Source organism: Sulfurimonas indica, assembly GCF_009192995.1.
Taxonomy (GTDB): domain Bacteria; phylum Campylobacterota; class Campylobacteria; order Campylobacterales; family Sulfurimonadaceae; genus Sulfurimonas; species Sulfurimonas indica.
Map to the genome: position 1 here is coordinate 109085 of NZ_SDID01000002.1, position 12930 is coordinate 122014.

The 12930-nt window shown below is 38.7% G+C and carries 13 protein-coding genes; 2 read left to right on the forward strand and 11 right to left on the reverse strand.

The window, feature by feature from the left end; all coding sequences use genetic code 11:
• The first annotated feature begins 28 nt into the window (after positions 1-28).
• Positions 29-1108 carry an HD domain-containing phosphohydrolase gene (locus ES948_RS01600; protein WP_152183179.1) on the forward strand — a complete coding sequence of 360 codons (1080 nt, stop codon included), beginning with the start codon at positions 29-31 and terminating at the stop codon, positions 1106-1108.
• A gap of 22 nt (positions 1109-1130) precedes the next feature.
• On the opposite strand, the gene ES948_RS01605 is transcribed toward ES948_RS01600, so the two are convergent.
• Together ES948_RS01605 and ES948_RS01610 are read right to left on the reverse strand one after the other, a co-directional pair.
• Positions 1131-1448 carry a DUF309 domain-containing protein gene (locus ES948_RS01605; protein ID WP_188109419.1) on the reverse strand — a complete coding sequence of 106 codons (318 nt, stop codon included), beginning with the start codon at positions 1446-1448 and terminating at the stop codon, positions 1131-1133.
• On the reverse strand, positions 1435-1758 hold the full coding sequence (locus ES948_RS01610; RefSeq protein WP_152183181.1) for a hypothetical protein: 324 nt from the start codon (positions 1756-1758) through the stop codon (positions 1435-1437). The genes ES948_RS01605 and ES948_RS01610 overlap by 14 nt, the downstream gene beginning before the upstream one ends.
• Positions 1759-1808: 50 nt before the next feature.
• Here ES948_RS01610 and ES948_RS01615 point away from each other — a divergent pair, with 50 nt between their 5' ends.
• Complete coding sequence (locus ES948_RS01615) at positions 1809-4601, forward strand: SUV3 domain-containing protein (protein WP_152183182.1); 2793 nt, start codon at positions 1809-1811, stop codon at positions 4599-4601.
• Positions 4602-4607: 6 nt separating this feature from the next.
• Here ES948_RS01615 and ES948_RS01620 read toward each other — a convergent pair whose 3' ends face one another.
• The 9 genes from ES948_RS01620 to ES948_RS01660 form a co-directional block, all read right to left on the reverse strand.
• The gene (locus ES948_RS01620) at positions 4608-6227 is read right to left on the reverse strand and encodes a methyl-accepting chemotaxis protein (protein WP_246153794.1); all 1620 of its coding nucleotides are present in this window, start codon (positions 6225-6227) and stop codon (positions 4608-4610) included.
• Positions 6228-6253: 26 nt separating this feature from the next.
• Entirely contained in the window at positions 6254-7309 is a 1056-nt protein-coding gene (locus tag ES948_RS01625) for a nicotinate-nucleotide--dimethylbenzimidazole phosphoribosyltransferase (RefSeq protein ID WP_152183183.1), read from the reverse strand.
• Between the two features lies 1 nt (position 7310).
• Positions 7311-7874, reverse strand: a complete 564-nt coding sequence (locus ES948_RS01630) for a lipid-binding SYLF domain-containing protein (protein ID WP_152183184.1) — start codon at positions 7872-7874, stop codon at positions 7311-7313.
• 9 nt (positions 7875-7883) lie between these two features.
• Positions 7884-8798, reverse strand: coding sequence for an adenosylcobinamide-phosphate synthase CbiB (gene cbiB, locus ES948_RS01635; protein ID WP_246153795.1), 915 nt, complete (start codon positions 8796-8798; stop codon positions 7884-7886).
• A complete protein-coding gene (locus ES948_RS01640; RefSeq protein WP_152183185.1) occupies positions 8785-10179 on the reverse strand; it encodes a cobyric acid synthase in 1395 nt (464 codons plus the stop codon). The genes cbiB and ES948_RS01640 overlap by 14 nt, the downstream gene beginning before the upstream one ends.
• The gene (locus ES948_RS01645; RefSeq protein WP_152183186.1) at positions 10166-11164 is read right to left on the reverse strand and encodes an aminotransferase class I/II-fold pyridoxal phosphate-dependent enzyme; all 999 of its coding nucleotides are present in this window, start codon (positions 11162-11164) and stop codon (positions 10166-10168) included. Before ES948_RS01645 ends, ES948_RS01640 begins: the two co-directional genes overlap by 14 nt.
• A gap of 270 nt (positions 11165-11434) precedes the next feature.
• Positions 11435-11641 carry a hypothetical protein gene (locus ES948_RS01650; protein ID WP_152183187.1) on the reverse strand — a complete coding sequence of 69 codons (207 nt, stop codon included), beginning with the start codon at positions 11639-11641 and terminating at the stop codon, positions 11435-11437.
• Positions 11642-11650: 9 nt separating this feature from the next.
• Complete coding sequence (locus ES948_RS01655) at positions 11651-12451, reverse strand: phosphotransferase (protein WP_152183188.1); 801 nt, start codon at positions 12449-12451, stop codon at positions 11651-11653.
• Positions 12452-12883: a hypothetical protein gene (locus ES948_RS01660; protein ID WP_152183189.1), complete on the reverse strand. Its 432-nt coding sequence runs from the start codon at positions 12881-12883 to the stop codon at positions 12452-12454. It abuts the gene before it with no gap.
• Between the last annotated feature and the right edge of the window lie 47 nt (positions 12884-12930).

Below are 12930 nucleotides of genomic sequence, written 5' to 3' on the forward strand. Positions count from 1 at the left end.
TAATAGAATAGATGTAAAAAGGAAGAGTATGCAGGATGATTTTTTAAGCAGTGCTATCGATTTAAAATATATACTTGATTCTTTTAATAAAAATGTTATTTTTTCAGCTACTGATTTGAGTGGAAAAATTCTCTATGTAAGTGATGCATTTTGTGAGATAAGTAAATACAATGCAGATGAACTTATTGGAAAAAATCACAATATCGTACGCCATCCAGATGTTCCGGACACACTATTTGAAGAGTTGTGGCGTACAATAAAAGCAGGAAAAAGATGGGTTGGTGAGATAAAAAACAGAGCAAAGGATGGGAGTGACTATTGGGTTCTTGCTCATATTGAGCCCTATTTTGATGCAAAGGGTAAACATATAGGCTATCATGCTCTACGACACAATATTACAAACCAAAAGAAGATAGAGAAGCTCAAAGAAGAGATAGAGAGTATTAATGAGTATTTGGAAGTAGAGGTAGAAAAAAGAGTTGTAGAGGTTGTAGCGCTTAATAAAGAGATACGTGAAACACAAAAAGAGATTATATTTACCATGGGAGCCATCGGTGAGATTCGCTCAAAAGAGACAGGTAATCATGTCAAAAGAGTTGCTGAGTATTCAAAACTTTTAGCAAAATACTGTGGTATTGACAACTATTATGCAGAGATGTTAAAAGAGGCAAGTCCAATGCATGATATTGGCAAAATCGGTATTGCTGACAGTATTTTAAACAAACCCTCGAAGTTAACTTTTGAAGAAAAAGAGATAATGAATACACACACAACGTTGGGTTATGATATGTTACGACACTCTGATAAGGAACTTTTGCAAATTGCTGCAACAATTGCTTATGAGCATCATGAAAAATATGATGGAAGTGGATATCCGAGAGGTCTGCAAGGTGAAGAGATTAGTATATACGCAAGGATTACGGCCATTGCAGATGTTTTTGATGCCCTTGGAAGTAGTCGAGTCTATAAAAAAGCTTGGAGAGATGAAGATATTTTTAAAATGTTTGAAGAAGAGAAGGGAAAACATTTTGACCCGACTTTGATTGATATATTTCTTAATAATAGAGATGATTTTTTAAAGATAAGAGATAGATTTAGTGACTGTTAAATGAGAAAATTAATTGACTCTCTCACTGATTTAATTCCCTTTGAATGTGTTCGAGTGTACGTGAGAGTTTATAGTACTCATTGAGATAAGGAGAGTCTATAGAGAAGAGAAGTTGTCTGTATTTGAGGTAGTTCAGCCATACTTTTTTGCTCTGTTTTACTCTTCCGCGTTTGATAAGCTCCAAACTTACAGCAGCATTGATAAAGCCTTTGAGGAGTTTTGTCTCATTTGTCGCCTCAAAACGTTGAGGGAACCAGAGTACTTCAAGTGCCTCATGCGCATCATAAAAGCGTTCCTCACGCAGGCACGCTTTGAATTCGTCAATTTTACTCTGTGTCATTGTCATCCAACAGCTGCATATTTTTACGCCAGTAGCCACGTCCGCCTTTGAGTGAGATACAGTGGTGCTTTGGAAACTTCTCTTTATACTCTTGAAGTCTCTCCAGTGTAGCTTTCCCTGTATCACAGTAAAAGACAAAAACACTTCCCTCTGGGTACTCTTTCAGCTCATAAGGATTGTATGTAACGGTATCGGCTTTTTCTATAGGAGAGAGAACTGTGTCAACAAGAACTACTTTTTTTCCCTCTTTTTCAAAACGCTTTTTGTTTTCTAAAAACTCTTTTTGAGTCCATTCATTTGGGTAATTCATAGTGTAATTATATTGTGGCACTTTTAAGTTAAGATAAGTACAATAACATAATGGCAAAGAAAAATAAGAAAAACAGCAAAATCAATCAGCGGATACGAAAATTTTTTGATGGAGATCCTTTTGATGTAGGGATAGAGCGTGTTGAGAGTAAAACACTCAGCGAGCTTTTTAGTGCACTTGGTATCTATGATATCGAGCATAACAAAAAACTGATGGTCAAAACACTTCGTATGATATGGTCAGAAGCCGAGAGTGCGATGCGTCAGGATATCTTGCACTTTTTTGAAGCAGACGGAAAAGTTTATAAGTCCCAAAAGCCAAAAGATGAACCACACTTTAATCGCCAAGAGAAGATTGAAGCTATCTTGGCAGAGTTAGATGTCAATGATGAAGAGGCACTGCGTCTGCGTGAGGTGTTTTCTACAGTGCGCTCTAAGAAGATAACGATTGAGAAGATGGAGTCAAAGCTCCGATATATTCGTTTTGAGTTGAAAAAAGAGAAGCTCGAGCGTGAGCTGGAGGGTTTTTTTGATCTTGATAACAGTTTTGAGTTTAATGCTTCACTCAAATACGAACTGTATGAGCAGAGTTTTCATAAGATCTTAACACTGCATACAAAACCCTACTTCTATGAGTTCATAGAAGACAATCCCTATGAAGAGATAGTTGCAATCATAGGCAGGGACAAAGTAGCAGTCGTAGAACAAAAACAGCAGCAAATAGATGCCTTTTTACAAGGGCTTAAATATCCTCACGCATATCTCTCTACAAAAGAGATTTTGGATTCCCTGCGAGCTTCACCTCCTAAAACAACACTAACATATCCCTTAATGAGTGCGAAAGTTTTAAAGCGTATCGTCGCCCAGAAGATTGATGCCAAAGAGATAGAGCTGCACAGTGAAGAGGTACTTATTGTTGTAGATGAGCGTCTTACACTGCCATATTCGGAGCTGGAAGTTGCTTACAATCTGGAACTGCATATAGAACTTGATGGACTTTTAGAAGAGATATGGGAGTCCAAGCGTTTTAATTTTGATGCAGTCCATATTGAAGTAAAAAAAGAGTATGAGGATGAGTTTTTAGAAGAGCTGTGTGAGCTGGTAGAGGAGTGCAGAGGATATGCCGAATTGCTTCACTTTAGTGAGGAGGAGCTTCACGCAAGAGTCTATGAGTTCGTTTTGGAGTTATTACCAGGAACACTTCATCTCACGGAGAAGATCAAGCGAAAGATTACCCGAAGGTTTCTACACTCCATCCAAGGTGAGTTGATTAAAAAACAACGTCAGGAACTGCTTGCACGAACGATTCGTGATTTTAAAAACCTTTTTCCTGTTGCACGGGGAATGCAACGAAAACTGACACTGCATATAGGTCCGACGAACAGCGGTAAAACATATACGGCAATGCAGCAACTTCAAGAGGCAGATACCGGTTACTATCTTGCACCATTACGACTGCTTGCTCTAGAGGGGTATGAGACACTTAAATCAAAGGGAATAGATGCTTCTTTGATAACAGGAGAAGAGCAGATACTTGATGATGATGCGACACATATCAGTTCAACGATTGAGATGATGAACTATGATGTGGATGTGGATGTCTGTGTTATCGATGAGGTGCAGATGATAGATGACCGTGATCGTGGCTGGGCATGGGCAAATGCCATTATTGGAGCACCCGCATCTGAGGTGATAATGACAGGCTCACCAAATGTTAAAGATGCCATTATAGCCCTTGCAGAGTATCTTGGAGAAGAGCTTGAGATCATAGAGTTTGAGCGAAAAAATCCGCTTGAACTCTTAGAAAAACCGTGTGATTTTAAAGAGATAGAGGCAGGGAGCGCTGTGATAGCTTTTAGTCGTAAAGATGTGCTTGGTCTCAAACAGCGTCTCTCTGCAGAGTTTAGTGTGAGTGTTGTTTATGGAAATCTTTCCCCAGAGGTCAGACGTGAAGAGGCTCGACGTTTTCGTGAAGGAGAGACACAGATCCTTGTTGCCACAGATGCTATTGCCATGGGGATGAACCTGCCGATTAAGACTATACTCTTCTCAAAGGCTGAGAAATTTGACGGCATTGCGCAACGTAATCTTTTTGCTTCAGAGATTCAACAAATCGCCGGTCGGGCAGGGCGATACGGTCTACATGAAAACGGCTATGTGGGAGCACTCAATAAAGAAGCTCTTTCAATTATAAAGAAAAATTTTGCAAAAGAGCCAAAAAAGATAAAAACACCGTTTAAAGTGATGGCCTCGCTTGACCATATCAGGCTTGTCAGCTCTATTTTGGAAGAGAACTCGCTCGAGGAGATTTTACGCTTTTTTATTAAAAACATGGAATTTAACGGTCCATTTTATGCGGCAAGTTTGGATGATATGCTTGAGGCCTCACGTATAGTGGATTCATATGATTTGGATATCGCTACGAAGTATCATTTGGCATGTGCACCACTGACACTGAAATCTGCCTATATTATAGAGGCCTATGAGAGTTATATCCATGCGTTGGAGAAAAAGGAACCTGTTTACTACCATCCACCACGCCTGCAGGGTTCACATGCACAAACTTCTGATGAACTTTTGCGTGCAGAAGATATGGTCAAAGAGATATCTCTTTATCTTTGGCTCTCTTACAGGTTTGGTGAGAATTTTGTAGATGAAGAAAAAGCACGGCGTTATCGAGGTGTGTTGAATAAGTACATAGAAAATACTTTGCAACAGACACAGCTTGCACAGGTTTGTAAACTCTGTTCAGCTCCACTGCCGCTCAATTCAAAGTATGCGATCTGCCAGTCCTGTTTTCGAAAAAACTACACGCATAGACGGGGACCAAGACGCCCCCATTAAAAATTTCTAGCTTTTGAACTCATTGATGGTTGCCTGTAAAGAGGAGGCAACATCAACAAGTTTCTGCAGATCACTCTCAATACTCTCTACACTTGTTTTATTTGCAGTAGAGAGGGTCTCTATGTCGGTAATATATTGAATAATCTCTTTGAGATTTTCACTCATCTTAAGACTATCCTCTTTTGATTTGTTTGCAACTTGTGTCGAGTTGTCCATCGCATCGGTTGTGATGTTGATTTTTGCTTCGACATCTGCAGAGATATCAGCAAGTGCTTCAATGTTTTTGGTATTATGTGCCATTTTATCGCTGACATCATTAATGGCTTGAACAATTGTATTGACACTGATATCTATCTCACTGAGTCCTTTTTGTGTTCTCTCCGCCAGTTTTCTTACTTCATCGGCAACAACGGCAAAACCACGTCCGTGCTCTCCCGCACGTGCCGCTTCTATGGCAGCATTGAGTGCGAGCAGGTTTGTCTGTTCTGCAATTTCACGGATGATGTTGAGTACATCTTTTACCTGATCGGCATCAGTTTTAAGAGAAGAGAGCTCTTGATGCAGTTCAGCTTCTGTCTCTACAAAGCTGGTAACTTCAGAGCTTAAAGTATCTAGAGACTCTTTGGCACTGGAGAGTTCCTCTTCTGCTGCGAGAATTTTTGCTTGGGTTTCAGTAGCAGCTTCTATTGTCTCTCGTAAGATATCTTGAATAGCTGCACTTTTTTGACTAGTTTTTTCAACGAGTGCCTGTTCTTGTTGTGTTCCTTTGCGAATAACATGTGATGCCATCTCTATCTCATTGGCAATAGCTTTGTTTTGGTGACCTAATGATTTGACACTGTTTACAGTAGTCTGAATCATCTCTATAAAGTTGTTGACCTCATTGGCAGCCGCACCGAACTCATTTCCTTTTTTATAGGCAAGTCTTTTTGTCAAATCTTTATCACCACTGACGAGATTGGCGATTTTTGCTTTGAGTCGTTCAAGTGGTGAAAAGATCTCTTTGACAAAGAAGATAGAAGCAAGAATGGCAAAAAGAATACCTGCTACAACAAGAGAGATGAGTAGCATCATATTTGTGTTTTGAATTTCTGCATCGTTTTTATCAAGGGAGATAACAAGATCCATTGCTCCGAGTGCATCACCTACATTTACGTTATAGTGACACTGCAGACATCGTTTTTCTGCTATCATCGGTTTTATCATACGAATGGTATGATGGTTGTTTATATCCTTCTCCAAAATTTTTGTTGTTTTGTTGGTAAGCGCATCTATAAGAAGTGGATCATTTGTAAATTTTTCTGCAGGGGCATAAACTTCGATAACTGCTTTTGATTTGCCTATATCCAAATATTCGATACCATCAATTTTTCTGGCATGTTTAAAAGCATCCTGAACGATTTCTGGATCACCCATCATCATACTTGTTGTCATGGTTTGAAAGATGGATTCACTGAGCATTTTGAGTGATTTTTTAGCAGTTGTATTGGAGAGTTCATGAAGCGTAGATGATAGATAGTAGCTGATAGAGACAAGTCCGGCAATACTAAGCCCCAAAATAGAAATGATTACTTTTGATTTTACTGAATGAAACATGACAAGCCCTGTGAAAAATTTTTCTACCATTGTAGCTAAAGATTGTCTTTGAATTGTCACATAGTGTAGATTAAATACTCAATTTGTTCCAAAACTTTTTGATTCTCAAGATCGTTTTTTAGCATATAAGCCAGTGCTGCACCTGCTCCGACTCCCTCTTTTGCTTCTCCCTCATCATATTTGTGTAAAACAGGGATTTGGGACTCTGCAAATGAGAAAGTTGTGTAAACTGCGTGAGGTTTGTAGCTGAGCTGCTCTAAAATACGAGCAATATTTGAGTTTTTATCATGTGTGACCCACGCTGTTGTGGCTAGGGTAATATTTTCATCTTTAACACGCATCAAAACATCCTCACGCAGGGCATCAGCGATAAGCAGACAGGCTGCCATCTGTGTCCCACCAGCGAGTACTACATGAAAACGACGACTTGCCTCTAAGATAAATCCGGCACAAAAAAGCAGCATATTATCACTTACAATATCTAATTTTTCAAAGTTTGACATATCTTCACGCAAAAGTGAAAGAGCCTGCTTTATCGTCTCCTTTTTTATGTTGTCTGGAACATGTAAAAAGCTTGATGAGAAGTCATTGGCAACATCATATCCAAGTGCAAGGGCTGAAGCAGTAGCTGTTGTTGTACCTGCTGGAGTACTCTCCGCTAAGATAAGATAGTTGCCTTTTAGTTCATATGTTTTACCTGCTTGGCGACCTTTGTTGAAAATCTCCTTGGCATTTATATTGGCACCTTTGTTAATTGCCTCAGAGGGTTTTATATCAAAGTTATGGAGTGTAGAGTTTTGCGGTTTTTTTACAAGTCCCAGATCAAAAATCTCAATGCTTGAAAAGGGTGTAAGATTATGTGCTGCTCGGGTAATAAGTGCCGGAGTTGGTACACCTGTCGGTGTTTCTGCCAATTCACCAAGAGAGAAAACTTTTTGGGTAGAGATAAATTCGGCATCAAGAGTTGGCGTAAGAGGAATCATCCCTGGAATACCGGCTTGTGTAATGCCTTCTATCTCACAGGTTTTTGTTACACTTGCAGATAAAATAAAGTCGGCTTTCCCTTCTGGAAGTGTATCTGTTTCATTTGTAAAAATATTAAATGTTTGCATTTTAGTTTAAATCACCATCTTTCCAATATTTTGTTCCCTGAATCGTAGCTTGGAGCGCCAAACCGCTTTTTGTCAGTTTATAGAGGCGAATCCCCGGTGCTACTGTGATAGCAGCTCCGAGCGCACCACCTTTGTCATCTGCTTTGGCCGCGGCATCTGCCTGTGCATTGGCCTCCCAACCGTTATTGACAAAATCATCAAAGACTTTTTTATTGGCAAAGATAAAAATAGCTCGGAAATCTTTTATGCCAAGTCCAAGACCAATACCACCTGAGGCCATATTCATATAAATATTTTTTCCGGTTCTGTTATTGTGAGCCATTCCGTAACCACCTTCGGCAGAAAAAAGAATAAGGTTGACACCGACATTACTAAATGTAGCGTATCCATAGGCCCTTTTTATCATTGCTTTTGCCTCTGGTGCATATTTATAGAGATATTGGAGAGTCTCTTTATTCATCGTTTGACGCTCTTTGCGAAGATCATCTTTAGATTCCCCGGACCACATTCCAGAGAAAAGAAAAGCTGCCAAGAACAGTGTGAGTAAAACATTTAGTTTTTTCATTCTCTCTCCTTAAGGTATAGATAGTGTAATGATAACTAAAAGTAGCAAAAAACAAAAAATAAGAAAATCAATCTTTTTTTTAAGTAACAGCATTTTTTGCAGGTCATCAGCCTGTATATTTTCTCTTCCTTGTCCAAAAAAAGCTTTCTCTTTGAGCTCTCCAAAATAGGAAGTGGGGCCTCCTAGTTTTACTTTTAAAAACAGAGCCATTGCAGTAATGGGATGTCCGGCATTGGGACTTTCATGTTTTGAACCCTCCTTATAAAAGGAGAGAACTCTTTTTTGTTGCGTTATAAGCATCAGCAGGAGAGCAGTAAGGCGGGCGGGAATGTAGTTTACAAAATCATCTAAGCGTGCAGCGGCTTTACCGAACTTTTCATATTTTTCATTTCGGTACCCTACCATAGAGTCCATCGTGTTGATGGTTTTGTAGATGATAATCCCGGGAAGTCCAAAAAGAGAGAGATAAAAAAGAGGTGCAATAACACCATCACTCAGATTTTCTGCATAGGTCTCAATGGCAGCTTTATAGATTTCACTCTCACTAAGATTCTCTGTGTCACGTGAGACTAACATTTGAAGGAGCTCTTTTTTGTTAGTTGCGTAGAGAATCTCTGCTACAGAGTCATAGAGCATTTTGTGCGCTATGAAAATAGAGGCAATAAACCCACTTATGATGATATTGACAAGTGAATTAAGCAGTTGCAGGTAGGTGGCTATTGCAAAACTAACAAGTGAGATAACAGTTAAAACAGCAACGACAAGCAAGACTCCTCGAACAACTGAGTCTTTGTAGAGTTTTGTCTCAAAAAAGGAGATGACATCCCCAATGAGAATAATAGGATGTTTGATAAAAGTAAATTCGCCAAATAGCTTATCGATAAGATAGGCCAAAAGAGCGATAAGAAGGTTACTCAGTATCATGCAGTTTCTCTAAAATATAATCTAGGTCTATATGCTTGTTAATATGTTGTGCAAACTCTGCAATGGTATCTTTTTTATAGCTTTGAAAATCATAGCCTTGATAGTGAGGGTTTATCTCAGAAAAGATTCTCTTACGCAATGTATTGTTCTCAAAAAATCCATGAACAAAAGTACCATAAAAGTTTTTTGCTTTTGTGGCTCTTTTCTTTGCTATGCCGTAATGGATTTCATACCCGCTGCACATAGATCCAAAAAGATTGTAGCAACCCTTTGTTAGCACTTTGTTAGTCTGGAACACTACGTCACCTCTTAGTCGTCCAAAACCTTCTATACTTTTTTTATCAGATTCCACACTTTCCTTATCAAAGAGTCGCTCAAACATCATCTCATAGCCGCCACAGATAGCAAGCAGTTTTCTCTCTTTATCTTGCAGTAGTTCTTCAAAGCCTCTCTTTCGCAGCCACTCCAAGTCATCAAAGACACGTTTGCTTCCGGGGACTATTAAGAGTTCACAGTGCTGGGCTTCACTTGGATTTGTAATGAAGCTGAGTTCGATTTCCTTGTCTGCTACTAAAGGTTCAAAATCTGTAAAGTTAGAGATATGCGGGAGTTTGATAACGGCTACTTTAATGATAGCTTTGTGTGTATCTTGTTTGTAATGCATCAAGGATGCCCCATCTTCAAAGCCTAAGTTAAACGGTAGATAAGGGACAACTCCTAAGGCCTTGATGCCAAAATCTTTCTCTATGATATCTACGCCTTTATCAAAAAGGCTCATATCTCCCCGGAACTTATTGATGATGACACCGATGACATTCTTACGCAGTTTTTTGGGCAGGAGTTTATAAACTCCATAGATAGAAGCAAAAACGCCACCTCTCTCGATGTCAGCTACGAGGATGATTTTTGTATTGAACTTCTTGGCGATGTAGAGATTAGAGAGATCTTTATCCATTAGATTGAGCTCAACTGGACTTCCAGCACCTTCGGCTACAATGCATTCATACTCTTTTTGCAAAGTTTTAAAAGCCTTTTTAGCAACAGGTTTGAGCTTGTCAAGATCTTTATAGTACTCTTTGACATCGGTATCTTTAAGGCTTTGCCCATTGATGATAAGATGAGCTTTGTTCTCTCCTCCGGACTTGAGTAAAACAGGGTTAAAAAGTGGTGTCGTTTGCAGCCCAATGGACTCTGCTGCAAAGGCTTGAGGAATAGCGATCTCACCTCTGTCGATATCAGTAACACTAGAGTTGTTAGAGACATTTTGTGCTTTAAAGGGAGCGACTTTTATACCACGTCTATGAAGCAGGTAGGTAATGGCAAAAGAGAGTGTCGATTTACCGGCGTCACTGCTTGAGCCAAATATGCTAAGCGAATGCACCAAGTGCCTCTTGGAGCTTTGCGTGAGCCTCTTTGTCTTTTACAGCAAATCGCAGCCATGAGTCATTAAGATAGTCAAAACTCTCACAGCTTCTTACAAGGATTTTATGTGCCAAAAGGTGTTCAAAAAGCTCTTTTGCGTGAGATGATTGCGTGAGGATGAAGTTCGCTTCACTCTCTACAATAATATCAAAAAGTTTTGAGGCTTTTAAGATGCTTTGCAACTGCTCTTTTTGCTCTTGATGCATTAAGTAAGACGCTTCTTTAAAACTTGTATCATGTAGGCGCTCTTCTAAAAAAAGAGCATCAAGTGAAGAGATATTCCAAAGTGGAGTGTTGAGCGCTTTGATGTTTTTTTTATGAGCAAAAACTGCACCGATTCTAAGACCTGGACATGCATAGAACTTTGTAAAAGATTGAATGATATAGAGTTTTTTGTAATCATTTATTTGGTTTCTCAAAGATTTATGTTTTTCAAATTCTATGAAGCTTTCATCTATAATTATTGTACATTTTTTAGCTTTCCACTCTAAAAAGAGCTCCTCCAAATCATAAAAACTTCCTTCAGGAGTCGATGGATTGACAAAGACTACGATAGATTTTTTCTCTACTTCTGCATCGATGCTTTCGATGCGATTTATCTTATAGATATTTTTTTTACTTGCAAGGGCTGCTTTTTCATACTCACCATACAGAGGTGCATAGAGATAGACTTTTTTGCCTTTGAGTGCATTCATAAGCTCGTAGATGGCAGCTGTAGCACCATTGTAAAGCGCGATGTTTTGTGTTTGGATTTTATAATTTTGTGCAATGCTCTCTTTGAGATCTGGATAGTCGCTGTTTGCATATTTTGTAATGATATTTTGAGATATATTACAGCTGATATCAGGCTGATAGCAGTTGATATTGGAAGAAAAGTCAATAATTTCATCAGCTAAACAGTCGAGCTCTTTTGCATATTTGTAAATATTACCGCCGTGTTGCATATTAAGTCCTTAGTCAAGTAGAAGCCCAAATTTCAGTGCTAAGCAAATGCTTCTAGTGCTAGGCACATTTTTGCAGGACTAGCCATAGCTAATTCAAGAAAATGTAACGACGCAATAGTGGCATTTGCTTAGCACCCGAAGGGAACTTCAAAAAGAGAGCTACTGCTTCGTTGAAAACCCTTGAAGCTACTAGTAGCTGCTACGAATTTTCGCCTTGCATTAGTCCTCTTTTTGAGGTTCTGAAAATTAGGCTTCTACTTGATTAAGGACTTATATCTCCACATCATCCCAAAACTCATCAAAGTCCAGATTTGTCATGGCATTTTCATCTGCTAGATTCTTCTCTAGGAGCTTTTTCTCTTCATTGATAAAGTACTCTTCAAGGGCTTCGTTGATAAGCTCAGAAATCTCTTTTTTCTTCAGCTCGCTAAAGGCTTCAAGATTTTGCATATTGTATTCGTTGATTGTTATTTGCATAGAGGAATTTTACCAAAGTTTTGCTAACTCTTTTGCTTTGTTAGTGTTAGAGTGGTGTGAAATGCGTAAAAGTGCATAAAGTTTTGCAGCGTTTTGTATTTCTCTCTCAATCTCACGCAGAGTTATCTTTTTTGGTGCTGTTTGATTATAGGTACTCAGAAGCAGTGTTGTATAACTTTTGCGTGCGTGAGGATTAAAAGAGAGCAGGCTTACTCCAAGTTCAAAAGCAAAACTGCCACATCCTCCGTCTATAAAGTCAAAAACAGCGATTTTATTACCATCAAAGAGAGTGTTGTCTTTAAAGATATCCCCATGAATAAAGCCTTCACAAACTTGCGTGAGTGAAGTAAGACAGGAGAGTCTTTTATAATAAAAGTAGTGCTTTGTTTTGATCTCACGCAAGACTTTTTTTAAGGAATAGTTTTTGATAAAGAGTTTTTGGTTTTTTATATGGCGTGAGTGTTGATGAAAACGTGCTAAAAATCTTCCTAGCGTTTGGAGATGTATGAGCTGTATCTTTTTTGGCTGCTCTCCTTTGAGCTTTTTATAAAGATACCACTCTTTGTTTTGTGCAAGTAAAAGAGGGACATTGAGACCAGCAGCGTTGAGTTTTTGTAAAAGTTCCGTATCAAAGAGGATTTTTTCTTTGATATCTCGTTCATACTTTTTTAAAATATATGCTTCTTTGTGATTGTGTACAATGTAGGTGGTATCCATAATGCCATCTTGTGTCTCAAGAAGTTCTGTAAATTTAAAAGAGGGAAAAAGATGTTGTGCCTGCGTGAGCGTAAGTGGAGTTTTAATGCCCATCTACGATGAAAGCTCACAAACAGACATGATCTTCTTCCACTCCAAGTCAAAGTGTTTTGTTACATACTCTTTTGTATGCGGAACTATGCAGCGTGAGCAATCTTGATGGATTTTATCACCGTAGGCTGCTTGGCGTCCATCTTTTGAATTGATGTTGCAGTAGCTGCAGAGTAGTTTGTCATCTACTTCTTTTATACCCTTGTCACTAAATCGAAAGTTTGGACAGGAGCAGAGGTAACAGTTAAGCTGTTTAATCTCATGGCATTTTTTGTTTTGTGCATAGAGTGGACAGAAATCCGGCTCTTTTTCTTTCATATTTTCAAAGTTAAAGTAGTCGATTATCTCACTTTTTGTCAGATTCTTAGCTATCAACTTATCAATGATTGTTTTATGCTTTTTAGCATGCTCTGCTAACCATTTACTGTAACCCATCTTCTCTCTTTTGCTGAATATGGAATTATAGTATAGTTTAAATAATA